This window comes from Citrobacter sp. CK198, assembly GCF_030333295.1.
GTDB classification, from domain to species: Bacteria; Pseudomonadota; Gammaproteobacteria; order Enterobacterales; family Enterobacteriaceae; genus Citrobacter_B; species Citrobacter_B koseri.
On sequence record NZ_JAOWGE010000028.1, the window covers coordinates 322,329 to 347,633 of the forward strand.

The window sequence follows — 25,305 nt, forward strand, 5'->3', positions numbered from 1 at the left end:
CGCAACAGTAATAACTTGATTTTAAAAGATAAACATAATTCACCGTTCAATACGCTATGGCATCTCATCCGGCCCATGAAGCGTACTCCACGGGCCGGACGACTGGCGCAGCAGGTATAACGTTATGAGCGCTTATGTTGATGCGTGCGCAACCACATCAGTTTATACGCCGCCGGAATGATAAATAGCGACAGCAGCGGCGCGGTGATCATACCGCCAATCATCGGCGCGGCAATACGGCTCATCACTTCTGAACCCGCCCCGGTTCCCCATAAAATAGGCAACAGACCGGCGATAATCACCGCCACGGTCATGGCCTTTGGCCGCACGCGGAGAACCGCACCGTGGTACAGCGCCTCATCAAGTTTCTCTGCCGTAAAGGTTTGTGGATTATCCAGAGACGGCTCCGCTTCAATCGCATGACGCAGGTACATCAGCATGACCACGCCAAACTCTGCGGCGACGCCTGCCAGCGCGATGAATCCTGTTCCGGTGGCAACGGACAAATGAAAACCCATCCAGTACAGGAACCAGATCCCGCCGACCAGGGCGAAAGGAACGCTGGTAATGATCAGCAGCGCTTCCCCCACCCGACGAAACGCCAGATACAGCAGAACGAAAATAATCATCAGCGTCATCGGCACCATCAGCTTCAGCTTATGGCTGGCGCGTTCAAGCAGCTCAAACTGCCCGGAAAACGCCACGCTGGTTCCCGGTTTCAACTGCACCTTTTCCGCGATCGCTTTTTTCAGATCGTTAACTACCGACACCATGTCACGATCGCGCGCATCAATATAGATCCAGCTTGCAGGTCGGGCATTTTCAGTTTTCAACATCGACGGTCCTGGCGCGATCTTCACGTCCGCCACATCCGCCAGGGTAATTTGCTGCTGCATTGGCGTCAGAATCGGCAGTTGACGTAAGGTTTCCGGGCTGTCGCGATAGCGTTGCGGGTAGCGCAGGTTAATGGGATAACGCGCAATCCCCTCCACGGTTTCGCTTACCATCGCCCCACCGACTGCGGAGGTAATAAACAGTTGTACATCACCGACGGTCATCCCGTAACGGGCGGCTTTTTCACGATGAATGTCGATATTGAGGTAACGGCCTCCTTCCAGCCGTTCCGCCAGCGCCGACGCAACGCCCGGTACGGTTCTGGCAACCTCTTCGATCTGCTCCGCCGTGGCATCAATATCAGCCAGCACGGTGCCGGACACTTTAATGCCAATCGGACTTTTTATCCCGGTAGACAACATGTCGATTCGGTTACGGATTGGCGGCACCCACAGATTCGCCAGCCCCGGTAAGCGCACCGTTTTATCCAGTTCTTCGATGATTTTGTTCATCGTCATTCCCGGTCGCCACTGATCCTGCGGTTTCAGTTGGATCGTCGTTTCCACCATCTCCAGCGGCGCAGAGTCGGTGGCCGTTTCCGCCTTGCCGGTTTTGCCGAACACGCGCGCCACTTCCGGCACTGTCATGATCAGCTTATCGGTTTTTTGCAGCATATCCGCCGCCTGCGCCGCCGAAATCCCCGGTAGCGTGGAAGGCATATACAGCAGATCGCCCTCGTTAATTTGTGGTAAGAACTCCCCGCCCACTTTATTAAGCGGCCAGATGACCGTCAGGATCGAAAGTACCGCCACCAGCAGCGTGGTCTTCGGCCAGTGCAGCACTTTCAACAGCAGCGGGTGATAAATGCGGATCAAAAAGCGGTTAAGCGGATTACTGCTCTCTGCCGGGATCTTACCGCGAATCCAGTAGCCCATCAGGATCGGGATCACCACGATCGCCAGGAAGGCCGCCCCTGCCATCGCATAGGTTTTAGTGAATGCCAGCGGGCCGAACAGGCGTCCTTCCTGCCCTTCGAGGGTAAAAATCGGGATGAACGACAGGGTAATAATCAGCAGACTGATAAACAGCGCCGGGCCCACTTCCACCGAGGCGTTCGTGATAACTTTCCAGCGCGTTTCGTTATCCAGCGGGTCGCCGGGATGCTGGTGCGCCCACTCCTCCAGCCGTTTATGCGCGTTTTCGATCATCACAATCGCGGCATCCACCATTGCCCCTACCGCAATGGCGATCCCGCCGAGCGACATAATATTGGCGTTCAGCCCCTGAAAATGCATCACGATAAAGGCAATACAGAGGCCCAGCGGCAACGAAATGATCGCCACCAGCGCAGAGCGGACATGCCACAGGAACAGCGCGCAGACCAGCGCAACCACAATAAACTCTTCGAGCAATTTGTAGCTGAGGTTATCAATAGCGCGGTCAATCAGCTGGCTACGATCGTAGGTTGTCACGACTTCAACGCCTTCCGGCAGACTGCTTTTCAGCGTTTCCAGCTTCGTCTTCACGGCGGAAATAACGTCCCGGGCGTTTTTACCGGAACGCAGAATCACCACCCCGCCCGCCACTTCGCCTTCGCCGTTCAGCTCAGCAATGCCCCGGCGCATTTCCGGGCCAATCTGTACGCGGGCGACATCGCGAAGGTACACCGGAACGCCGTTCTCACCAGACTTCAGCACAATGTTGTTGAAGTCATCGAGGGTCTGCAAATAGCCGCTGGCGCGAACCATGTATTCCGCTTCTGACAGTTCGACGGAGGAGCCCCCCGCCTCCTGGTTGGACATATCCAGAGCCGACTTCACCTGCGCAAGGCTGATGCCATACTGCGTGAGTTTCATCGGGTCGATAACGACCTGGTACTCTTTCACCACGCCGCCGACCGAGGCCACTTCCGCCACATTCGGAATGGTTTTCAGCTCATACTTTAAAAACCAGTCCTGTAAAGAGCGCAGTTCCGCCAGATCGTGTTTACCGCTGCGATCCACCAGCGCATATTCAAATATCCAGCCGACGCCGGTGGCGTCTGGCCCCATTTCCGCGCTGACGCCCGCAGGCAGTTTCCCCTGCACCTGATTGAGGTACTCCAGCACGCGGGAACGCGCCCAGTAGGGATCGGTGCCATCTTCAAAAATGACGTACACGTAAGAATCGCCAAACTGCGAGAAACCGCGCACCGTCTTCGCGCCTGGCACCGACAGCATGGTGGTCGTCAATGGATAGGTCACCTGATTTTCAACAATCTGCGGCGCCTGTCCCGGATAGCTGGTTTTCACAATCACCTGCACGTCAGACAGGTCAGGCAGCGCATCAACCGGCGTGTTAATGATGGTCCAGGTTCCCCAGATGCTGAGGAACAGCGCCCCCATCACAACCAGAAAACGGTTCGCTACGGAGCGGCGGATAATCCATTCAATCATTTGTCATTCCCTCAATGTGAATGGGCCGCATGATCGGGCGCAGCAGAGGAAGATTGCGCCCGCATACGATCCAGCGCGCCGGAGATATTGGCTTCGGAGTCAATCAGGAACAGTCCGCTGGAGACCACTTTTTCACCTTCGGCAAGCCCGGCGCGAATCGCCGTCACGCCTTGTGATTCATGGAACACCGAGACCTGTTTCGGCACAAAGCGACCGTCGTTGTCGACGGCGATCACCCGCTGTTCCGTTCCATTATCAATCAATGCCTTAGACGGGATTAACAGCATCGGTTCGCTTTGCGTTTTCAGCTTCAGGTACGCATTCATTCCGGGCTTGAGCGCTTCATCAGGGTTATCAACCTGTAAGCGCAACTGGAGGGTACGGGTGGTGGCGTCCACGCTTGGCAGAATCGCCCATTTACTGATGGTGAAGCGTTTATCCGGCCACGCGGGCACGGTAATATCGAACTGCGAGGCATCTTTAATCAGCCATGCGATGGATTCAGGAACGGCCGCGCTGATCCACACCGGGTCCATCCCCTGGATTTTCGCCACCACGTTATCTTTGGCGATATTCATCCCGGCGCGCAGATCGAACGCGGTGATCACCCCATCAATAGGCGCTTTCAGGGTAAAACGGGTCTGAATTTTACGGGTCGATACTAAGCGGCGGATATCCTCTTCCGGCATCCCGGCCAGACGCAATCGTTCAAGAATGCCTTCCACCTGCGTTGCCGTACCGCCCGTTTCCCGCAGCAGTAAATATTCACTCTGGGCTTCAACCCAGTCAGGAATGGTCAGGTCGATCAGCGGCGTTCCTTTCTTAATTTTATCCCCCACCGTCAGCGGCCAGACTTTATCGATAAAGCCAGCGGAACGCGCCTGCATAATCACAAACTGGTATTCATTGAAACTGACGTTAGCCGGAAAAGTTTGCGCGTAGCGCAGCGGCCCACGGCGGACAGCCTCCGTCTTTAACCCTAAATTCTGCGTCTGTACCGGATCGATACGCACGCCTGGCGCAGAGGTCGTGTCTGACTCTTCGTCAGCGTATTTCGCCACCAGATCCATATCCATAAACGGCGATTTACCGGGCTTATCAAAGCGCGTATTCGGATACATGGGGTCATACCAGAACAGAACCTTACGGGCCTCCTTTTCGGAGGCAGGCGCAGTATCGACAGGCTGATGCGCAGACGCAAAATAAGCGTAAACGCCGACCGAGATAATCCCTCCGACGATCATACTGCCGAGAATAAGCGCGGTAGTTTTTATTTTTAAAGACGCCATAGTGACTTCCATTCGATCCATTTTCTGGATCAGTTACGCAGGAGATATGCCCGCGCTTCTGTAAACCCGGGCAAGAACAAAGAGACAGCGAATACGCTTTACTGGCTGACCTGAATATCGCGTAATAAAGAGAGATTGCCCTGCTGAACGAAAGTAAACGCCACTTTGTCGCCGGGTTTAATGTCACCGGAACGGGTTTCCGGGGTCAGGGTAAAGCGCATCGTCATCGCAGGCCAGTTGACCGCCGGAATAGGTTCATGATCGATAGTCACTTTTTTCGTGTCTTTGTCGATGGCTTTAACCACGCCGGTTGAATGAATCACCTGCTCCTGCTGCGCCGCTGATGCGTTATTCATCATCTCGCCGTGGTGGTGTTCATTCGCCTGAACGTTAAATACCACGGCGGAGAACAGACCCAAAATCGCCGCTTTTACTGTATTGTTCATCATGCTTTCTCCTGAAAATAACGATAAATTTTTATTCCACCCAACCGCCGCCCAGCGCGGTGAACAGCGTAATTTCATTAGCCTGTCGGGCGTAATTCAGATCGAGTAACGTTTGCTGGGTTGAAAACAGAGAGCGCTCCGCATCCAGCACTTCGATATAGCTGACCGCGCCATGCTGATAGAGCGCTCTGGCGCGTTGCAGCGTAATACGCAGCGAGCTCAGATAACGCTGTTGCGCGGTTATCTGGTCGTCCAGGCTCTGGCGCAAAGCCAGCGCATCCGCCACCTCTTTAAACGCGGTCTGGATCTTCTGTTCATAATTCACAACCGATTGCTGCTGGCGAATTTCCGCCAGATCGAGGTTGGCCTGATTACGTCCGGCGTTAAAAATCGGCAGTTCCACTTTCGGGATAAAATTCCACATCCCGCTCGCGGCATTAAATAAACGGGAGAGATCGCTGCTGCTGCCGGACACCCCGCTGGTCAGGGTAATGGAGGGAAAAAAGGCTGCGCGCGCCGCGCCAATATTGGCATTCGCCGCCATCAACGAATGTTCAGCTTCCATAATATCCGGGCGCTGCAACAAGATTTGCGAGGAAAGCGACGGCGGGAGCGTCACGTTTTTAATATCTCCGCTATCGCGCGCTCTGTCATCCGGCAGCACAGAATAAGTGCCCAACAGCAATTGCAGCGCATTATTAGCCTGCGCCAGCTCGCCCTGTCGTTTCGCAATATCGCTGCGGGTGCTTTCAATCACGCCCCGCGCCTGTTCCAGCGCCAGCACGGTCGTGCTGCCGGTCAGTAACTGCTTTTCTACAAATGCGTAAGAGCGTGTATAGTTTTCCAGCGTTTCTTGTGCGATTTGCAACTGCGCGTACGCCAACCGTTGATTAAAATAACTTTGCGCCACGTTTGAGATTAATAAGATATGCACTGCCCGGCGCGCTTCTTCGCTGGCAAAATAGTTCTGTCGGTCAGCCTCACTCATGTTTTTCAGCCGGCCAAAAAAGTCCAGATCAAAACTCAGATTCAGCCCGGCTTCATATTCGCGGGTACTGCTGCTGTCACCCTTTAATTTTCCTTCCCAGCTTCCACTGGCATCGGAATTAAGCTGCGGATAACGATCGGCATCCGTCACCCGGTATTGCGCTCTGGCTTCCTGCACTTTCAGCGTCGCCATGCGCAAGTCACGGTTATTGCGTAACGCCTCACCAATCAGCAACTTTACTTGCTCATCAACAAAAAAGGTTCGCCAGCCGGTCTCCTGATACCCCGCAGGCGCAGAAACCAGCGCATTCTGGCTCAGGGAGAATTGTTGCGGCACCGGCAACGCGGGCCGCTGATAGTCCGGCGCCAGCGAACAGCCCGTCAGAACAAGCATCACGCTGAGGGTAAGAAGCTTAAATTTGCGCATAGCGTTTCTCGTCCCAACGGGACTGATAACCATATAGTGAATGTGAATTTATGCCCTGTACCTTAACGAAGTGACTCTGTTCGGCCCGTGACAGGAAAATGACAAAGTTGTCATTTTCCCAATAACCGATTGCTATCCGATCCTGCTCCTCTAGAATTGAAAACCCGCCCAACCTTTGCGTGAAGGAAGACGTGATGAAGATTCTGATAGTCGAAGACGAGAAAAAAACCGGTGAATACCTGACCAAAGGTCTGACGGAAGCGGGCTTCGTGGTGGACCTGGCGGATAACGGGCTTAACGGGTATCACCTGGCGATGACGGGAGATTACGATCTGCTGATCCTCGACATCATGCTGCCGGATGTGAATGGCTGGGATATTGTCCGTATGCTGCGCACCGCCAACAAAGGCATGCCAATCCTTCTTCTTACCGCGCTGGGCACCATTGAACACCGGGTAAAAGGTCTGGAGCTGGGGGCTGACGACTATCTGGTTAAACCGTTCGCTTTCGCTGAATTACTGGCTCGCGTCAGAACGCTGCTGCGTCGCGGCGCGGCGGTGATGGTCGAAAGTCAGTTTCAGGTCGCGGATTTGACGCTCGATCTGGTCAGCAGAAAAGTGACCCGCAACGGCATGCGCATCACGCTCACCAGTAAAGAGTTTACGCTACTGGAGTTTTTCGTTCGCCACCAGGGAGAAGTCTTGCCCCGCTCGCTGATCGCTTCCCAGGTCTGGGATATGAACTTTGACAGCGATACCAACGCGATTGACGTTGCCGTTAAACGGCTGCGCGCGAAAATCGATAACGAGTTCGAACCGAAACTCATCCAGACCGTGCGCGGCGTGGGCTATGTGCTTGAGGTACCGGATGGTGACTAAACGCTTTCAGCGCCCTTTCTCGCTGGCGACGCGCCTGACATTTTTCATCAGCCTCGCCACCATTGCCTCTTTTTTCGCGTTTGCCTGGATCATGATTCACTCCGTAAAAGTGCATTTTGCCGAGCAGGATATCAATGACCTGAAAGAGATCAGCGCGACGCTGGAGCGAATCCTCACACATCCCGACGAACCGGAAGCACGCCGACTGGAAATCCTAAAAAACGTTGCCGCCGGTTACTCGAACGTCATTATTTCGCTGGAAGATGCCAACCAGCGGGCGATTTTTCACTCTCCCGGTTCACCTGATCTTCGCCAGTTTATCGCCAAAGCCACGCCGGATAGCAGCGCGCGTAACGGCGATGTCTTTTTGTTGTCCAGCCCGGACTTACAAGGCAAGAGGCACGCTAACGGGCACGGTGCTCATTCCGCATGGCGCATGATTCGCCTGCCGGTCGGGCAACTCGCGGACGGGCAACCGGCCTACACGCTCTATATGGCGTTATCGATCGACTTCCATCTGCACTATATTAACGATCTGAAAAATAAGCTGATTATGACGGCTTCGCTGATTAGCATGATGATCATTTTTATTGTGCTGTTCGCCGTCTACAAAGGCCATGAACCGATTCGCAGCGTCAGCCGCCGGATTCAAAATATTACGTCGAAAGACCTCGATGTGCGTCTTGACCCGCAGGCCGTTCCGATTGAGCTGGAGCGGCTGGTGCTCTCGTTTAACCATATGCTTGAACGCATTGAGGATGTTTTTACCCGCCAGTCGAATTTCTCTGCGGATATCGCCCATGAAATTCGCACCCCGATTACGAACCTGGTGACGCAAACAGAGATTGCGCTAAGCCAGACCCGCAGCCAAAAAGAGCTGGAAGACGTACTCTACTCCAACCTCGAAGAGTTTGGCCGTATGTCGAAGATGGTAAGCGACATGCTGTTTCTGGCTCAGGCCGACAATAACCAGCTCATCCCGGAGAAAAAGGCGCTCGACCTGGCGGATGAAGTCCACAAGGTGTTCGACTTTTTTGAAGCCTGGGCAGAAGAACGCGAAGTGCGTTTGCATTTTGAAGGACGCGCATGTTGGGTATCCGGCGATCCCATCATGTTACGCAGAGCGCTCAGCAACTTGCTGTCTAACGCCATGCGCTACACCCCGAAAGGCGAAGCCGTTACCGTGCGGCTCAAAGAAATGGACAGACAGGCGCAGATTACCGTTGAAAACCCCGGCGCCCCCATTGCGCCAGAACATTTACCGCGCCTGTTTGACCGCTTCTACCGGGTTGACCCTTCCCGACAGCGTAAGGGCGAAGGCAGCGGAATTGGGCTGGCGATTGTCAAATCAATTGTCATCGCCCATCAGGGAACCGTGTCCGTAACGTCCGATCTGCGCGCAACGCGCTTTATTCTGACATTGCCGAAACATGGCGATTGAAATGCAGTGATAACGACGCAGCGAAATGAAGTCTGACAGAAAGGCGAGAATAAAGACTGGCGCCCCTGCATGATTGAATATCATCACACAACAACCTGATAATAATGAAAATTACTTAGTTCAATTAAGTGACATACCCCCAAACATACCCCCATATTCATCTACACAGATACAGCCCCCCAAATTCACCACAAAGATCAAATTAGATAACTTTAAAAATAACATTTGCACAACAAAACGACAGAGAGATTTATTGGTAATTTTGGATCAGGTCTGAATAAAAAACACGTATATATACGCAGAAAACGTTGTTCCAGTCGTTCCAGTTGTTCCAAATTTCGTAATCAATTGATTTATAATGAAACGCGACTCAAAAAGCGGAACAACTCGGGAGTAAAAAAGTTGTTCCAGATGGCTGTTTTGGTACAACTGATGGGAAGATAAAATGAAGAGGGCTATTGGTAAGAAAGAACTACTGACTATAGTGCCGTTGTCATGGAGCACTATCGATAGACTGGAGAAAAAAGGTGAGTTTCCGAAGCGTTGGCACATAACTGACAATCGTTGCGCTTGGAATATTGAAGATATTGAGCACTGGCTTGATGAACGACAGTCTGCGGAATTTTTTCCAAAAACCTAAGCAAATCATTTCTCTCGTGAACAAATATGGTGATTTAGGCCTGTCGCTTACCCGGTAGGCTTTTAGCCTTCCTTCCAGAACCCACTGCGTCACGGTTGCCGTGGAGATACCCAGTAGTTCGGCTGCTTCCTTTCTGGTTAAAGTTAATTTTTCCATACTCATCTCCATTAGCCGCTCAAATAAGGGAACATTGCTTGAACATATATCTTATGGATCTGAAACAGGTTTGTAGTGCTGTTGGTTTCAAAAAAACGACCATTTACAAATGGATGAATACAGGGGAGTTCCCAAAATCGATCAACATTGGTGGCAATGTTAGATGGGCATCAACGGAAGTGGAAAAATGGATAGAAGAGAAAATATCTGAGTCCAGAGCGAACCAACAGTAGATAGTTTGCGAAACAAGGTAATAATTCAGAGGGAGTCATCGGTTTTCCCCGATGCTGATGTTCGGGTTAAACCGATGATGACACTGCCGACGATCAACGCCGAAGCCAGCAAGCATGAGAAAGAACAGATAAACCGTACTGTTGAGGACATATTTGAAGAGTCTGATATGTGGCTGGTTTCAGATTAAGAGCATTGTTTTATCATATTGCATATGTAGAATCCGCACCGGCTGGCAATCATTCTATATTCGCACTATCGAACGATCGCCAGCCAGCCGCGCCCGGGTCCTGCATACGCTCTGGTGCGGCAATTCAAACCGCTGAAGAATGTTCATCAGCAGGCAGCACAGGCCAGTACACATTTTCAGGAAAACCGTCCTGTTCAGGGATGTCACGCAATCCCTGTCTATATACGCCCCAGGCGGTTTTATCTCCCGGTGCATCCGGTAGCATTCTCCAGTCCGAGTCGGACAGAAGAATGTTTCTTTTTGCTCTCACTTCTTCTGCCTTAACGCTTTTTTCACTGACCCAGTTAACCTTTCCCATCAGTACACCTCGACCCGTTCTGTTTTTTCCAGTGCGCTGGCATCTTTGCCGTAAAAACCAATGACGACAACAGACAGCTCACCATCCTTTTTCACAGCCATTAAGACCGGACACGGATCCAGAACTGAGCAGAATTCAGTAGTGTGGCCATCCGGCATTTCGCTGAAATCGAACGTATCCGATTCGCCGTCAAGCATTACAGTCAGGGTGTCACCGGACACTGAATATTTCACCGTTTTATCCGCACGTTGCGGTGTGATGATTAGTTTCATTTTCATTTCCTCAGAACCAGCGACCGATGGCTGTAATGTAGATAGTGTCTGACCCTGTATAGGTACCAGTGTTTATAGCGTGGAAAGCAAACTGACAGGATGCCAGGGGGCCACTCACTAACTCAATTCTTACGTTCTGACCATTGTTGTTTATGTGGCCTGAGCAACAAGGGGAAGCCGCAAAAGAGGCGGGAAAAGCCACAACATTTTGTGAAGTTCGATAACCGCCCAGACCGCCTGAAGCAGTCAAATTTTTATTTGCGGCATCTGCCGCAGAAAATACCATCCGGCAAATTTGAGTCCCATCTGCAAAGCGGACGTACTCCCCATTTGAATTAGAGCCCTTCTCGATAATTGCCCCCGTAGGAACTCCGCCACTTTGCGAGACTATCCCGAGAATATCGGCACGCGCTGCACTCTTGAAACTGTTCCATGCCGGGCCAGTCCATTCCGAACCGTCGGGTAATTTAACTGTGACGTTACCGGTTCCGCTGAAAATGCTCTGCCAGTTCTGCTTGTCGTAGTTCAGCCCACGCAGGGCTTCAGCGCTCTGGGCCACCAGCGCGGCGGTAACCATGTTCAGGGCTACGCGGGGAACAGCAAACCAGGCGGCGCCTGATTGAGTCGGCCCGGTGTAGTTACTGACCAGCGTTAACGAGGTGTTACTGTTAACAGTCTTAACGGGAAGCGTGTACGGAACCCCGCCGACGGTAACAACGATAAAGTCACCGGCTGCCAGCTCAGTAGTAAAGGCTGTTCCGCTACCAGTTACGGCTGCGGAGTTATTTGTTAGTGTTATGGTTCCTGCTGACATAGACTCCCCTCAGTACATGTTCGGTAAAATAAGAATCGGCATGGTGATGTTTCTGTTCTTTGTCATGTTCAGGCTGGTGTTGTAATTTCCCACGACTCTGTTGTATGCAGACCTGACGCTGCCGTTTGACATAACCACCCCTTTGGTTCTGAGGTTTGCGTAACCACCATTCATCCGAACCTGAGCCCCGGTATAAACTATCTGGCAGTACCCTCCGCCAATATTCTGGAAGGCGTCGGTGATCTGGATTTGCCGGTCGTATACAAAAGGTCGTTTCAGAGTGGAGAACGTCACCTGGCCCGCGGCGTTGGTCATGGTGATACCATCGCCGCCAACTGGTGCTGTCTGATTGAATATCACCAGATCAATCGTCGCCGTTCCGGCAACGTCGTCCCGCCCGGTGTAGGAAATATCGCGGACAATGATGTTGGTGCCATCAAACCCCACCGACACATTCGGGTTATCCCATTTCCCAAAAGGAATGCCACCAACCGGAAGAGGTGCGCTGCCGTTAACCGTAATACGCCCGGAATAGGCACAGGTCATCAGCGCGGCCTGATTAGATATGGCAGTGAAATCCGTCGAGTTCGCAACCAGTAACCCTTCGTTATAGGTAGCAGCAGGCAGCAATTCCATTACGTAACCAGACCAGTTCGGGATCATCCAACTATCATTAATTACCTCTATAGAGATCCTGACACCTGAATTTCCATTTCTTGTAACACTCCCCATCATTGCAATGGCGTAATATGCAAAGTCATAAATATAAATCGGATTTGTTGGCACCACGATGACCTGAGAATCAGGTATCAACGGTGTGTTAACTTGATAATATTGATTTGTTTGCGACGTTTCCGGCGACTCGCCTGAAAATGAAGTGCAGAAACTGGGGGCGCGAAGCCCCGCTGTTATCGCCATCACCGGGCGGCCATCGTTGTAATCAATCAGAATACCCTCCGGCATTATTACCACCTCCCGACGACGACCCGTCCACCACCAGAAAGATTAACAGTCACTCCATCGCCGTTGATAACGACTGTGTTATTCGTACCATTAAATGCAAACTGACCGCTGGTCGCATACAGTTTTCCATGGAACTCACAGTCACCGTTTTTCCACAGACGCCAGCCGCGCGTCCCGGCGATAAAATTTGAAGACTGAAGGCTGTCCGTTATTTTGGCAAAATCTATAGAAGCATCCTGAATAAGTACGCTACGGATAAACACCTGGCCGTTGTAAACGAAGAAAGCCGCCTGCCAGTTCCCCGGATTGTTACCGGAATAAACACCAAACTGATCGGCTGCTACCACCACAGTGGACTTGTACGAACTGCCATCCGGCTCAATGGACATGCCGAAACCTGCACTGTACTTCACTCCGTTTCTTATGATGCCCAGGTTAGTGACATAGGACGCCTTTGCTGAACCATCGATGTTAACTTCAGCAGTCATCTTCTGATTCACTGCGGCGACAAGGCTGCCGTTGGGGCCAATTTGCGCCTGTACATAATCAGAAAGACCAGCGTACGCGCCAGTAAGATCTACAACCGTTTCTTTAACTGTCAGTACATCAGCGCGAACTTCACCGAATTGCTGATACTGATGCTCAACAGTTCCGTGATTGCCCAGCGCATTCTGCATAATGCCTTCCAGGTTGGTATCCACCCCATCTTTAATATTCTGGAAAGCATCTGATTTTTGAATGCCGTCATCAATGATGTCGATGAGGCTGCCGGTATCCATCTCACACAGTGCAGGGACTTCGACAAATGCCGACGCGCCGAACGCATTGATCGTACGGATATACCAGTAATAGGTATGCCCGACCTGTAACTGATTGCTCGTCCATGTGGTTCCGATCCCCTCCCGGCTCGCATTACCCTCAACGGTTTCCGTTGATGAGTCGGGAAGCGCTGTTTCTCCTGACGTCCAGAAATCAAACTGCGTTGAAACGTTGGCGATGGCGGCAAGGCGGGGAATAAGCGTGACGGAAAAGAACCCCTGTTCGATATCAACATGGGACGGCGGCGGCGGCGCCTGAATGCTGAACTCAAGGTACGCTTCCGGCGACTCCGCGCCCATCTGGTTTACCGCTATGACGTGTGCGGTGTAAGTGTCTTTCGGCAGTCCGGTCAGTCGTGTAAACGATCCTGGAACCTGCACAGAGAGCACCATCTGACCATTGCGGCGGATGATGACTTTGTTATAGGAGACCTGTCCGATGTTCTGCCAGGACAGAATGCCCTGCACCACCTGGCCAATTTCTTCAACCGTATATTTCAGGTTCTGCGGCTGCGCCACGCCACCGCTGGGGAGCTGAGTAAAGGGCGGTCGCACGATGGGCTTGCCAATCGCATCACCCCACACATCTGCTGTTTCCTGCTTCAGGGTGACCTGCGCACCGTTCTGCACGCCAAACTTCCAGTCCGTAACGCGCATTTCAACGTCAACGATCCCCAGCGAAGGGAAATTCACCTTCACATACATTCCGGGACGATAACGGTATCCGCTCAGGTTCAGCGGAACATTCATCGTTCTGGAAATACGGGTTCGCTTGAGTTTCACGTCAGCAAGGCGCTGGGCCTGGAACTCAGACGTTACAAAGCGAAGCTTCATATCCTGTGAAATTTCGACACCGTCTTCTGCCACCCACTCACTGACGGAAACTGACGGAAAGTCTGCTTCAGTAAAGCCCTGCTCAGGATCAACAAATGTCCCTTTGATAGTGTTCACACGCTCTGACTGGGAGACTTCCGGCATGATTTCAATATCACCGGCAACCTGGCTTTCGGTGATCACTTCAGTCGCCGGGCCATAATAGGCACCGACCAGCAGACCGTGTTTCCCGGCGATATACGTCACATCACCAGCACAGGCTGAAAGCATCGCCTCCAGAATGCTGGCTTTGTTTTCGCTGAGATCAAACTCGCCGTTAATGGTGTAGCGCTTCTCTGTCGCGCCAGCGCCGGTTGCCACAACCTCATCACAGATATTTGCGGCTTCCTGAAACTGATCCCAGTTAATGTCGGAATCAGGGACCTTCAGATAATTGCGGTAGTAGTCGAGAATACACAGCGCGGCATTGTTGCTGTACGCAGTCAGCCCGGTACGCGGATCGTAAACGGCCCACCCCAGCTTCTCGGCTTTAATGTTCGGTATGCCTGACGGAAACTGTTCTGCGTTGAATTTCAGCGACACGCGCAGCCAGGTGATCCCCTTCCCGATCATGTCCTCTTTCCATGACGGGCAGTTCGCAAGCATGTAAGGGTCAGCAGTCTGTCGGTTGGTGTGGACCTCAAAAGAGGCATTGTCACCGTATGCGCTTATCGCATCATCACCGAGGTAAATAACCGGAACGCCGGATAACGGGTGGCCTGCAAGAGAAATAGCGAGATGCAACATCTCACCCTCGGTCTGGTCGCCCGCCTGCTCTTCGGAGAAAAACAGGGTTCCGGCAGTGACGGTGCGGCCATAAACAACCGTTTTTGCGCTGGCTGCCGCGCGCAGAACCTGTTTACGCTCTGAGGTATCGCGATACGCATTCAGTGAGGGCGTTTTTGTCATCGCCTGGGTTGCGATCTGCGCTGCGACGGTGATCACCATCGCAAGGGCATACATTTCACTTGCTGCCGCTGCACCTGCGGCGACGGCAGCGACAATAGGGATAGCCTGCGGCATTAACGAACCCTCCAGACACTCAAAGGTTTGACGCGCAGGCAGACCAGTCCTGTTTCACCAGGAACCCAGACAGCACCGCCATAAATCACGCCTGCGCACCGCGCGCCATAATTTTCAACAATCGCGATATCACCACGCTGCGCCAGCTTCACCGGCACCTCGTCGAGATACCGCGCAATGACCTTCTCAAGAGAGCCACCACCGCGCAGAATGGCTTTCTTTGCGCCGGTTTCGCTGTCATAGGTTCCGCGCCAGTCCACCGCAAAATCTTCACCGCACATCGCCTGCGCACAGTCCGCGGCGAAAAGGCAGCAGTCGTGCTCACCCCATAAAAAAGGCCGCTTTTCAGCGGCCTTTATTACGGTGATTAATCTGTTATGCCAGTCCGGCTGCTTCATGCTTCCTCACTTATAGGTAAATCCGGGCGCATCTTTTTTGCTGCCCCAGTAAATCGAGCGCTCGGCCATTTGCGCCACATAGCGGAAAATCCGGTCGCCTGGATACGCTGCCTGGTGGGATTCGTCGGTATTGCGATCGGGAAAAGGCCTCTGCCAGTCTTCAAAAATGTTGCTGACGGTATACTGGAGGGCATTGTTATTTCCGAAGGTTGCGCCAGTGCTGGATGCCCGCCCCTTATACAGAAGATCGGCAACCTGGACCACGCCATTGTCATCCATCGCAACGAGATAGATTTCGGCATTCCTGCCCACGCATCGCTCATTAAGCGTCGTGGCAAACAGGGCGCTATCGAGTCCAGACAGTGTCATTTTGAGCTGCGTCGGACTGGTCGTGTTGGTCTCATTGGCGTCATCTATTGCACCCATTCGCCCCATGCCGTAATAGACGTAACCACCCAACACGATGGTCCCAGTACCGGAATGCACATAAACGGTGCCGGACTCAAACTGGATATTCGCGGCGATCACCGCCGTCACCCTGTCGCGCGACAGCCAGTCAACCATTGAGTCTGAAAAAGGGGAATACAGCATTAAAACGCCTCCTCAAATTCCAGGGTGTAGCTGGTAAACACACCCGGCACCCGGTTACCGGCCCCCTGCTGGTTATCCTTCAGCTTGAAAATCCCGTAAGGGTTTGCAACCTCGATAACAGCATTAGCAGGAGGTGAACTGCGCAACATTGGCGCAAACGGAATAAGCGCCGTACCGTTCGATGCACTGCTCACATCTGCCGTAACCATTTTCAGCTCATCGTTAACAGTAATGTAGTCACCCTGTCGCAGGACAACCATTCCCGCCGTCCAGCCCTTACTGTGCAATTCAGTCCCGGTCTGGTTCGCCCCGTCAACTAAAGGTGAACCAGTCGGGGTTCTGCCTGACCGCCCCCAGTCCCGGATTTTTACCCTGCCATATTCACCGTCAAGCTCAGCGACCAGCGAATCAATACGCCGGGATTTCTCATCCGAGAGGTTATTAAATGTCAGGGAGCACATCCACCGGGTGCCGGGGAAACGTACCGTCTGAGATGCGCCATTAAAGGGAGAGCGAAATGTTTTGGTATTGCTTTCCGGTCGCCATGTCAGGGACGCCGGACAGACATCTTCCGGCCATTCAAGTGCGGCCATAATTCACTCCTGTTTTATACGCCCAACAGTCGGCGGGCCTGCCCGCGCGTCTGAAAATCCTGAAGCAAATCCTGACGGGCCTGCTTCGCACCGTCGTTAGCCCCCTGCCTTGCCGCCTGCTGCATTGCCTGCTTAAGGGCTGCATCACCGTTACCGGAAACGTTAATGTGCTGGGTAATATGGATTTCACCACTGCCACCGGGTGCCGTTTGAGCACCCGTTACCCGAACACCAAGTGAACCATCTGCGGAGCGCGTGAGCGGCATGATGGCTTCCGGTCCAGCTTCACCCATAAGACCTGCGCCTTTTGCAAAAGCAAAGTAAGTTGGTGTTCTCACAATACTGTTGCTGTATGCGCTCAGACTTTCAGAAGCATAAGTACCTCCTTTGGCATTCAACTTGATACCGGATGCAGCAGAGTTATATGCGCCGGAGGGGGTGCTTCCGCCAGCAGAGGCGGCACCAAACATTCCACCGATGGAACTGAAAAAACCGCTGTTACTGGCCGACCGCAGGGAGTCCACCAGCATCGCGTTCAGTATGATTTTCTGCATAGACTGGAGCACAGAATTAGCCCAGTCTTCCCAGTCAACCTTATTACCGGCCAGAGCATCAGAAATATTACCGACGAGACCGGACATGGAGTTATTAACCAGATCAGCAGACTGCGAAGCGTAATCCGAAGCAGTATCAGCCCAGTTAGCGAATCCTTCACGCATGCCAGCGGTCCAGTTGCTACGTTGGGCATCAGAGGCAGAGTAATAAACTTCCTGATCGCGAAGACGTTCATCGAGATAGCGCTTATTCAGCGCCAGTCCTTGTTGGTAAAATGTTTCGTCAATTTCACCAGCCTGACGCTGCCGTAACAGGGCGGTATTCTTCTCTTCAAACTCCTTACGGATATTGAACTGCTCCTGCATCCGTTCGCGAAAACGAGTCCCTTGTCCGTAACCAAGCAACTCAGCATCGTTAGCAGCGCGTGAACTGGCGTTACTATCGGCGAGATTTGCCTCATAATTACGCAGTTGTTCGCGTAGTTTCACCTGATCAATAAGCGCGGCATTCTGAAGCAGGCTTTGTTTCTGCGCTTCGGTGAGAGTTGCAAGCTCACCCTGGCTTACCTGATACTTTACCTTCGCCAGTTCGGTATTCTGGCCAGCCAGTGAGATCTGCTCTTTCTGCTGCTTTATAAGGCGGGAGTAAACATCTTCGGTTTTTTCCGCTTCAGTTTTACCACCTTTCGCTTTTGGCTTATTAGCCTGATTGTTGCGCCATTCCTCCAGTCCATTGTTTATAAATTCCTGTCGGCTTGACTGGTAGCGTGGATCATTAGATACAAAACCAAGATCATCAGCGGCGTATCTCAAACGAGCCAGTTCTTTTGCTTCACCACGTAACCGTGACAACTCAAGTTCACGGCGACTTTTTGCCAACGCATCAGTTTGTTTATTGTCCAGATCGGCCTGCGGGATGCGCAACGGAGAATTAGTAATACTTTGTCGCGCCCTGAGGAGTTCATTACCCAGCCCCAGCAGACGATTAAATTCCGTATGCTGGCCGTTCATATTTACAAGAGACTGATACTCTGCGTTTTGTCTCCATGCCCGCTCTTTAATGAGGTCATTACGACGCCTTTCGTTTTCTTCAAGAGCCTGCGATACTGAGCGAGATTTCTCCCTCATCTGTGCGAGTTTTTCTTCTTCAACAGAAATCTGATCGGTAAGAATTGCAATCGCCCTGATAATATTCAGTTCGTTTTCCTGATTTAAAGCAGGGTTACTCCTCGTCTCGTTAAGCTCATTTAGCCGCCGATTAAGACTCATTACGCTCTTTTCCTGCTCGGTAATGAGTCTTTTTTGCTCCTCCAGTGCAGCCACTGTCTGATTGCGACTGTTATCCAGTTCAGGGAGAGACATTTTCGATGTCTTCTCTTTTATCTCATCAATCTGATTCGCATATTCCCGGGCAGACTGGCGAGCCTGTTCCTGATTCTGATACATGGTGTACCAGGCACCAGCTCCAAGCATCAGAAGTCCAGGTAAACCTCCAACCAGAGAAAGCAATCCCGTTGCTCCGCTTCTGACGAGCCCCATGACAGAGGTTGCTGCGTTAAGAGCCTGCTGTGATGCAGTAACAGCACGGTTAGACTGAACCAGAGCGGCATTCGCCGTGATCATCGCTCTACGCCTTGCAATAGCGTTCTGCGTCGCCGTTGCCTCCGCATTAGTATTACGGGCTAACTCAAGTTCCGCCTGGGCTAGTTGAAATGCTCTTTCTGCCGCAATTGCATCTGCGGCGGCTTTCCTCTGCGACTGAGTTGCTGAGCTTGCTCGCGCGGCGGCCAGCGCTATTTCATTCTTACGCGCGTCAATTAACTGAGCCGTCTGGCTACCGAGATCACCAAACATACCACCAAGAAATCGGGCGCCACCAATAGCAGCCAAAGCGCCAGCAGCAGTTGCGACGGTATTAATGTTATCAGAAATGGTATTGAGAACCCCGGTCAAAGCACTGGTAGCACCGGTTGCCTCGTTTGCACCGCCTACCCATGTCATAAACGCGTTTTCGATTTTTGTCGTAGCCGCCGATACTGTCTGAGGCATTGCATCGTATTCTTCGCGAAGGGTTCCAAGTTGGTTGATTAATGCTGGAACAACCTTGTCAGAAGTTAGAGCCCCCTGATCAGCCATCGCTTTGAGGTCTTTTCTGGCTACTCCCATCCCGGCAGCAAGAGCACGAATAACGCGGTCACCATTTTCGTTTACGGAGTTGAATTCTTCTCCACGGAGAACGCCCTGTGCCAACGCCTGACTGAATTGAGTAATTACCGAACTGGCCTCTGATGTGCTGGCGCCGGACAGCTTAAGCCCTGTTGAAATGGCTTCAGTTACTTTCAGAACTTCTTCTGAGCCATAGCCATATTCACGCATAGACGCTGCTGAACGAGCAAAAAGACTGGCGTTGTCAGAAAAGGCGGTTCCTGTGCGTTGGCTGATCTCCATTAATGCCCGCTGTGACTCTTTGAAGTCATCAGTAGACTGCGATGCCTGCTTCAGTCTGGCGTTAACGGAACTCCATTCATCAGCCAGGGAAATCAGGTGGCCCGTAGCGTAAGCGCCAGCAAAGGCACCAGCCAACCCTATAGCAGAATTTTTTGCAGAATTAAGCTGGCTGGTCACTTCAGACAGCGCTCTCTGGGTCTCTCTCGATGCGGCCGCTGCCTGACGCCCACCATTCTGCATGGTGCGGTAGTAATCCTGCCCGGTACGTGATGCTCGCGCAATCTCCGTCTGAAAAGACTGTGAGTTTGCTGAAATTTTTATAATCAGTTCGCGGAGAGTTGCCATATTCCACCCAATAAAAAACCCGCCTTTTGAGCGGGTGTCTTATAATTCGAGAAATTACTTAAAAAGCAGTTGGGGAGAACCTGAAATCACCATTAGCCCCGTATCCAACCCTGTATATTAATGCCTTATCTTTTACCACATCAGCACCGACCTCAACCATACCACCAGCGCACCAGCCATGCGGAGTTGCGCTCAAAACATGACGCCCTGGTTTCGGATAGAAAGTGACTTTTTCCCTTGAGTCGATATCTGCAATTGGATTGCCATCAATATAAATACTGATAAGGCATGCACTTCCCATTAACCCGGAATCTCTTTTGACAATAACAGTTCCGGTGTCGGCTGATTTTTTAACGATCTTTTTATCCCAGATCCTGTTTGCAGAAACATTTTTAGCTTGTTGTGTAGGAACAGGCTGCGTAGAGCAGCCGGATAATAACGCTATCGCAACTACCAGAAGTATTTTATTCATATCCCTATTCCATATTTAAAAGAGAATAAATATTAATAGGGAATGATTGCATTGTCACTGCGTCGCCGCAGTAAGTGCAGCTTCCAGCCCGGCAAACGGGTCGGCCCCTTCATCTTCAGGATCATTCTGCCAGTTCAGCAACATGTCGCCCATCGTGGCTTTAACTCCCTGGGCATTAAATACCGCCGTTGCTATTTGTGCAGCCTGGATATCTCCGCGGATGTCGCCTATCGGGCTGTGTTTATCAAACTCTGCCCATAGCCGAAGTTCACTGGCCGACATTGTTTCACGAAGTTCTGAAAGCGTGCGCCCCATACGGAGCGCGAGCGCCATCAAAAACCGCATGCCGGGCTTTGCTACTTTTCCTCGGCTTCTTTCGGGTCGGTGGTAAGATTAAGCGCCTGCCGCAACAATCTTGCATGAACAGGCCCATAAACCGACTCAACATCAGCAAAATCATCCTTGCTGAACACCGGTTCCCCCTGCTCATCAAAGAGTACATCGATAAACAGAGTTACATCTGCGCGCAGATTACGGTGCGCCCGTTCAGAAACTGACAATTCACCGTCAGTGTCAGCAGGCTTAATCACATCCTGCCAGTGCAACCATGCCTCTGCTGATGGCTCACGGAGCATCACTTTCGCACCGTCCCATTCGGGTACATCAACGGTCGTGTGTCGAAACGCTGACTGACGCGACAACGCCAACTCTTTTAGTGATTTCATTGGTTACACCTTATGAGCCAGGTTCAATTTTTGTTGGTTTTCCTTTCAGTCGCAGCGAGAACGTTGCGGCCACGACACTGTTTGTACCGGAAGACCAGGTGTGCTGGCGAACTTCTGCCAGGAACTGGAAGCCAATCCCCGAAGGAAAAATAATTTTGAAGCCGTAGGTGGTGTCATTTTCATACGCTTCGCGCAGCGCATCTTGTGCCGGGTTGGAGTAAAAGTTACCCGACAATGAGATTTCGGACTGGGCGCCAAGTCCGTTGATGTTCTCCTGCTCAGTAGAGCACAGAGTCGTAACGTCGATGTCCTGCTTTTGCCCACCAGTAAATTGCACTTCTTTGATCGTGCAATGGAGGTCAAGAAAGGTTGCATCGTCGACAGTTTCTGACGTTACAGGGGCAGAGGTAATCTGAATCTTTGTGCCCTGAGATTTTTCATAAAGTGAGGACATAACTGTCTCCTGGATAAAAAGAAACCCGCCGAAGCAGGTCTGTATGGTTACTGATGAATCAGGCGACGACCTGAAATTCTAGCGAGGCTCGGTAATAACGATTTTCTGGCTCATAGCCAGGGATTTTGGATACATTGGCTGGCTTAAGAGGCAGAACAGCCTGCAATGCCATATCCCGAATGGTGCGCGCCTCTATAATATCCAGAGAATAAACATCAATCTGGACAGAAACACGGGACTCAGCCTGCCCACATAAAACATCAGAGGACACGTCTGAAATAATGGAAAACACCACCCACGGCGGCGTAAGGGATGGCTCCCCATTGCTGGTTAAAGGTGCAACGTAAGGATAAACCTGCCCTCCGGCGAGATGTTCCAGCAAAGGGGAAATATCATCTTCCGTCATTTGCTCAATACCTCATCGATAGCCTGATTCATTCGTTTCAAAGCAACCTGTGCCGCCAGTTCCTCTTTGGTGTCAAAAGCGGGACGAACAAAAGGATGTGGCGGCATGTTAATCGTCCCCATCTCGACAAATCGCCAGTAGAAAGCATTGCGTCTGTCGCTGGGCTTCATCGAGTTATCGCTGTTTCCAGTTCGCATATTTCGACCACGAATATGAACACCGGAAGAGATTTCTCCCCGTCTCCGTGAACGTTGTGTCAGCACAACAACGTTTTTTTTCAGTTTTCCGGTTTTCTCCGGTGCTCTGGCAATGACTTCCTCTTTCAACACCTCGGCTCCGGCGCGAGTGGCATCGCGCAGAACCTTGTTATTCTCAGCGCGGCTGAGCAACTCAAGATCGCGGGAAATGTCTTCAAGACCAGAAAAATCAAGATTAATATCAATCATTTTTCAGCCCCCTGTTTGCACAGTATCTCCATCTGAACCCCTTTTGCATCAGGAATGGGAGGGCCGATGATATTCAAAATCGCGCCTTTAAATGGGCCGGTATTAACCTTCAGGCGTGACGCTGCGGTAATGTCGCGCCTGAAACGAATCCATACGCGGATCGTTGCCTGTGCGCTCTCGGCACCTGCGGCTACCAGTTCACGCCCGCTTATCCCCTTCACTTCCGCCCATGTGGTTCCGCCATCATGCCAGGTTTCTACGGGCTGACCTGACGGCGCTCTGGTGGTCGTAGCGTTCTGAATGGTAACCTGATCTCGCAATCTTCCTGCTTGCATAACACCTCCTACAATCCATAAATCCTATAGGGCTGCAAAAGTGCTTCTACGGCGAAAGGAATTTCTGACGTAATGTTTCCGATGTTCACTGCTTCCCGGTTTGCATACCAGTGGCCGATAAGCAGGAGCATGGCCGCCTTAACATCATCATTGAGCAGAATAGGGTCCGGGTCGTCTGCGTAGCCAGGGGAGCTTTGATTTTCATAGAGCGTTCGCCTCGTCCATGTCTGGACGTACCGCGCAGCCGCACCGGTGTATAAAGTCAGCAGAGCATCATCACCTGTGAAATCGGTATCAATGCGGCAATGCTGTTTCACCACATTTTGATCAAGCATTTGTTTGCCCCGAAAAAAAGCGGCCCGAAGGCCGCCTGTCAGTGGTTATCAGCTACCAGCCCCGGAGAAAGTACCGAAGACAAATGCTTCAGGACGTTTAACAGCCAGTGCCAGACGTTCTTCGCAACGAATGGTGATCATGTTTTTCTCAAAGTCGTCGGCGTTTTCGGTAGAAATAACCACATTCGTTTCTTCACGATCGAAGATTTGCGCACCGGCATTAAATGCCCCGACCAGGAATTTACCCAGGAACTTAGCGGCCTCAGTCGCAACCACCGGCAGCCCCCACAGAGTGGGTCCGGTCAGCGCCGCCGGGTTCGCCAGAATGTAGCGGCCCAGGCTGTCTTTGGTCAGTTCGATTTTCGCCCAGTCAATGAAGTGCAGGACATGCCCGGACGCCGGGAAGCGAGCCAGTTGCGCCTGCAACATTGCCAGACGGAGATCGTCAATCCCGTTCTGCTGCTCAACCTGGAAGGCCGGATTAAACGGAGAAGCCTGCGGAACAATCCCGTCGAGATGGGCGCCAGTACCATCACCAAAGAGAATTTCCTGCTCTTCAACGAACTTCAGGCCATAACGCATTTCGGCGTCAATGGTGGACTGCAACTGCGCGAAATCGTCCAGGATCTGTTTGGATGCTTTAAACAGATGCGCGACGGTGGTCACTGGCGTGATCTTCGTTGCGAACTGAATATCGCTGTATGGCTTCTGCGTATTTTCAGGAACTACCGCAGCATTGTTGGTAAATCCGGTCTGTTGCACCCAGAAGATAGCCGGAGAAGAAGTACGTCCCGGCGCGATCAGATCGCGAATGAAAAGACGCTGTTTCGGCGCGGTATCAATGCCGGGCAGTCGCTGCGGCTCAACCACACCTTCGGGAATGTCGGTAGAAATGGTTGCGGCTTTGACCGGAATGCTGACACGCTTGCCACCATCAATACTGGCAGCGAATGTTTTCAGTGCTTCAGCAGAGATAACCTGATGACCGACCGTTTCAACAACCTGCTTTGCATTTGCCAGCGGCATCTGCGCAACGTGTTGTTCCAGTTCACCCACGGCGGCTTTCAGCGTTTTTTCAGCTTCACGAAGGGCATTAAATTCAGAAGCCATCTTGTCTACCGCCGCTTTTGTCTCCTCGGACAGCGCACCTGACTTTTTGGCCTCTTTCAGCGCGTCTTCTGCCTTTGCATTAAATTTGCTGGTTGCCTCTTCAATGCTGGCGGTGACTTTTTTCAGAATTTCATTTACTTCAGACATAAAAGGTCCTTATTTGATTAACGCAGCCAGTGCGTTTTCAAGTGAATTTAGGGTTTCAGGTTTAATGTCGTCGGCAGCGCACGGCGTACCGTCAGGGTTGGTAACAGCGCCAGGCATGCCACCGGAGAGGGCCTTAATCAGTTTCCGCCGCTCAGAGCGCGGAGTGTTGGTTTTTGCCAGCAGCGCATCGAGTTTTCTCAGCGCCGCGGCGGGTGATTCATCACCGTCACTGACGGCATCGGCAGAAAGAAGGCTGTCAGCAAGCCCCTTTTCAACGGCATCACTGCCGCCGATGTAGCTTTCTGCATCCATCAGTTTCTGTACTGTCTCCATTTCAAGACCGGAGCGGGCAGCGTAGATATCTGCCATTGCTTTATCGAAAGGCTCAAGCGAGACGGCCAGTTCTGCAAAGTCGTGACGATTACCTACAGCAAACACCCAGCAGTTGTGGATCATCAGGAAGGCACCACGGCCAATCTGAATTTCATCACCCGCCATCGCAATTATCGAAGCCGCGCTGGCAGCAATGCCCAGCACTTTCACGGTGACCTTCCCCTGGTACTCCCGCAACAGGTTGTAAATCGCCAGGCCTTCGAACATGTCGCCGCCGGGAGAGTTGATGTTAACGGTCACATCAGCGCCATTCAGCGAACGAAGCGCACCGGAAATGCGTTTTGCTGTCACACCTTCATCCCAGTAATCTTTCCCGATCACATCAAAAATTGAGATGGTGTTGTCATCGCCCGATGCTGCACGAATGCCACCATTCCAGCGCTCAAGCGCTGCTGGCATCGGCTCGCTGGTAACACCCGCGCAGGGACGTCCCGCCGGTGCTACCGGAAGTTGTTTTTTACTCATCAGGAAAGTGCTC

At 52.0% G+C, this 25,305-nt stretch carries 26 protein-coding genes and 3 pseudogenes; 5 read left to right on the top strand and 24 right to left on the bottom strand.

Annotated features, from left to right (window positions below; genetic code table 11):
• Positions 1-122: 122 nt before the first annotated feature.
• The 4 genes from OGY62_RS08005 to OGY62_RS08020 form a co-directional block, all read right to left on the bottom strand.
• On the bottom strand, positions 123-3,269 hold the full coding sequence (locus OGY62_RS08005) for a CusA/CzcA family heavy metal efflux RND transporter (protein WP_286459477.1): 3,147 nt from the start codon (positions 3,267-3,269) through the stop codon (positions 123-125).
• An 11-nt stretch (positions 3,270-3,280) separates the two neighbouring features.
• On the bottom strand, positions 3,281-4,558 hold the full coding sequence (locus tag OGY62_RS08010) for an efflux RND transporter periplasmic adaptor subunit (RefSeq protein WP_115609519.1): 1,278 nt from the start codon (positions 4,556-4,558) through the stop codon (positions 3,281-3,283).
• A gap of 98 nt (positions 4,559-4,656) precedes the next feature.
• The gene (cusF, locus tag OGY62_RS08015; RefSeq protein ID WP_024130571.1) at positions 4,657-5,004 is read right to left on the bottom strand and encodes a cation efflux system protein CusF; all 348 of its coding nucleotides are present in this window, start codon (positions 5,002-5,004) and stop codon (positions 4,657-4,659) included.
• Between the two features lie 31 nt (positions 5,005-5,035).
• Positions 5,036-6,418, bottom strand: a complete 1,383-nt coding sequence (locus OGY62_RS08020) for an efflux transporter outer membrane subunit (RefSeq protein WP_286459480.1) — start codon at positions 6,416-6,418, stop codon at positions 5,036-5,038.
• Positions 6,419-6,612: 194 nt separating this feature from the next.
• On the opposite strand from OGY62_RS08020, the gene cusR reads away from it, so the two are divergent.
• The 3 genes from cusR to OGY62_RS08035 all read left to right on the top strand — a co-directional run bounded on the left by cusR (position 6,613) and on the right by OGY62_RS08035 (position 9,377).
• Positions 6,613-7,296 (top strand): copper response regulator transcription factor CusR, encoded by a 684-nt coding sequence (gene cusR, locus OGY62_RS08025; protein WP_024130574.1) that lies wholly within the window; start codon positions 6,613-6,615, stop codon positions 7,294-7,296.
• Positions 7,286-8,737, top strand: a complete 1,452-nt coding sequence (locus tag OGY62_RS08030; RefSeq protein WP_047458304.1) for a Cu(+)/Ag(+) sensor histidine kinase — start codon at positions 7,286-7,288, stop codon at positions 8,735-8,737. Before cusR ends, OGY62_RS08030 begins: the two co-directional genes overlap by 11 nt.
• A 445-nt stretch (positions 8,738-9,182) precedes the next feature.
• Entirely contained in the window at positions 9,183-9,377 is a 195-nt protein-coding gene (locus tag OGY62_RS08035; RefSeq protein ID WP_316391248.1) for a helix-turn-helix transcriptional regulator, read from the top strand.
• 21 nt (positions 9,378-9,398) lie between these two features.
• Here OGY62_RS08035 and OGY62_RS08040 read toward each other — a convergent pair.
• Positions 9,399-9,545: pseudogene (locus OGY62_RS08040) on the bottom strand (excisionase family DNA-binding protein); the annotation flags it as partial.
• Positions 9,546-9,586: 41 nt separating this feature from the next.
• Here OGY62_RS08040 and OGY62_RS08045 point away from each other — a divergent pair.
• Together OGY62_RS08045 and OGY62_RS08050 are read left to right on the top strand one after the other, a co-directional pair.
• A complete protein-coding gene (locus OGY62_RS08045; RefSeq protein WP_286459482.1) occupies positions 9,587-9,766 on the top strand; it encodes a helix-turn-helix transcriptional regulator in 180 nt (59 codons plus the stop codon).
• 5 nt (positions 9,767-9,771) lie between these two features.
• Complete coding sequence (locus OGY62_RS08050) at positions 9,772-9,954, top strand: DinI-like family protein (protein ID WP_502873548.1); 183 nt, start codon at positions 9,772-9,774, stop codon at positions 9,952-9,954.
• 124 nt (positions 9,955-10,078) lie between these two features.
• Here OGY62_RS08050 and OGY62_RS08055 read toward each other — a convergent pair whose 3' ends face one another.
• The 19 genes and pseudogenes from OGY62_RS08055 to OGY62_RS08145 form a co-directional block, all read right to left on the bottom strand.
• Complete coding sequence (locus tag OGY62_RS08055) at positions 10,079-10,312, bottom strand: tail fiber assembly protein (RefSeq protein ID WP_286459486.1); 234 nt, start codon at positions 10,310-10,312, stop codon at positions 10,079-10,081.
• A complete protein-coding gene (locus tag OGY62_RS08060; protein WP_286459487.1) occupies positions 10,312-10,584 on the bottom strand; it encodes a hypothetical protein in 273 nt (90 codons plus the stop codon). The genes OGY62_RS08055 and OGY62_RS08060 overlap by 1 nt, the downstream gene beginning before the upstream one ends.
• Positions 10,585-11,011: 427 nt before the next feature.
• Positions 11,012-11,398: pseudogene (locus tag OGY62_RS08065) on the bottom strand (phage tail fiber protein); the annotation flags it as partial.
• Between the two features lie 9 nt (positions 11,399-11,407).
• A complete protein-coding gene (locus tag OGY62_RS08070) occupies positions 11,408-12,361 on the bottom strand; it encodes a DUF6453 family protein (protein ID WP_275055689.1) in 954 nt (317 codons plus the stop codon).
• A 2-nt stretch (positions 12,362-12,363) separates the two neighbouring features.
• Positions 12,364-15,075 (bottom strand): phage tail tip fiber protein, encoded by a 2,712-nt coding sequence (locus tag OGY62_RS08075; RefSeq protein ID WP_286459490.1) that lies wholly within the window; start codon positions 15,073-15,075, stop codon positions 12,364-12,366.
• A complete protein-coding gene (locus OGY62_RS08080) occupies positions 15,075-15,473 on the bottom strand; it encodes a DUF6950 family protein (protein WP_286459491.1) in 399 nt (132 codons plus the stop codon). The genes OGY62_RS08075 and OGY62_RS08080 overlap by 1 nt, the downstream gene beginning before the upstream one ends.
• Before the next feature lie 6 nt (positions 15,474-15,479).
• Positions 15,480-16,064, bottom strand: a complete 585-nt coding sequence (locus OGY62_RS08085) for a hypothetical protein (RefSeq protein ID WP_286459493.1) — start codon at positions 16,062-16,064, stop codon at positions 15,480-15,482.
• Positions 16,064-16,657 (bottom strand): hypothetical protein, encoded by a 594-nt coding sequence (locus OGY62_RS08090; RefSeq protein ID WP_286459495.1) that lies wholly within the window; start codon positions 16,655-16,657, stop codon positions 16,064-16,066. The genes OGY62_RS08085 and OGY62_RS08090 overlap by 1 nt, the downstream gene beginning before the upstream one ends.
• A gap of 14 nt (positions 16,658-16,671) precedes the next feature.
• Positions 16,672-20,004 carry a phage tail tape measure protein gene (locus OGY62_RS08095; protein ID WP_286459498.1) on the bottom strand — a complete coding sequence of 1,111 codons (3,333 nt, stop codon included), beginning with the start codon at positions 20,002-20,004 and terminating at the stop codon, positions 16,672-16,674.
• Positions 20,005-20,062: 58 nt separating this feature from the next.
• The gene (locus OGY62_RS08100) at positions 20,063-20,476 is read right to left on the bottom strand and encodes a hypothetical protein (RefSeq protein ID WP_136164429.1); all 414 of its coding nucleotides are present in this window, start codon (positions 20,474-20,476) and stop codon (positions 20,063-20,065) included.
• Between the two features lie 54 nt (positions 20,477-20,530).
• Positions 20,531-20,821 (bottom strand): phage tail assembly protein T, encoded by a 291-nt coding sequence (locus OGY62_RS08105; protein ID WP_284885606.1) that lies wholly within the window; start codon positions 20,819-20,821, stop codon positions 20,531-20,533.
• Positions 20,822-20,832: 11 nt separating this feature from the next.
• A complete protein-coding gene (locus tag OGY62_RS08110; RefSeq protein ID WP_286459500.1) occupies positions 20,833-21,201 on the bottom strand; it encodes a phage tail assembly chaperone in 369 nt (122 codons plus the stop codon).
• Positions 21,202-21,235: 34 nt separating this feature from the next.
• Positions 21,236-21,655: pseudogene (locus tag OGY62_RS08115) on the bottom strand (phage tail protein); the annotation flags it as partial.
• A gap of 58 nt (positions 21,656-21,713) precedes the next feature.
• Positions 21,714-22,061, bottom strand: coding sequence for a tail completion protein gp17 (gene gp17 / locus OGY62_RS08120; protein WP_200040029.1), 348 nt, complete (start codon positions 22,059-22,061; stop codon positions 21,714-21,716).
• Positions 22,058-22,507 (bottom strand): HK97-gp10 family putative phage morphogenesis protein, encoded by a 450-nt coding sequence (locus tag OGY62_RS08125; protein WP_286459503.1) that lies wholly within the window; start codon positions 22,505-22,507, stop codon positions 22,058-22,060. The genes gp17 and OGY62_RS08125 overlap by 4 nt, the downstream gene beginning before the upstream one ends.
• Positions 22,504-22,842, bottom strand: coding sequence for a phage head closure protein (locus tag OGY62_RS08130; protein WP_286459504.1), 339 nt, complete (start codon positions 22,840-22,842; stop codon positions 22,504-22,506). The genes OGY62_RS08125 and OGY62_RS08130 overlap by 4 nt, the downstream gene beginning before the upstream one ends.
• A gap of 8 nt (positions 22,843-22,850) precedes the next feature.
• Positions 22,851-23,177 (bottom strand): head-tail connector protein, encoded by a 327-nt coding sequence (locus OGY62_RS08135; RefSeq protein ID WP_286459505.1) that lies wholly within the window; start codon positions 23,175-23,177, stop codon positions 22,851-22,853.
• Between the two features lie 48 nt (positions 23,178-23,225).
• The gene (locus OGY62_RS08140; protein WP_286459506.1) at positions 23,226-24,434 is read right to left on the bottom strand and encodes a phage major capsid protein; all 1,209 of its coding nucleotides are present in this window, start codon (positions 24,432-24,434) and stop codon (positions 23,226-23,228) included.
• 9 nt (positions 24,435-24,443) lie between these two features.
• Entirely contained in the window at positions 24,444-25,292 is an 849-nt protein-coding gene (locus OGY62_RS08145) for a head maturation protease, ClpP-related (protein ID WP_286459507.1), read from the bottom strand.
• Between the last annotated feature and the right edge of the window lie 13 nt (positions 25,293-25,305).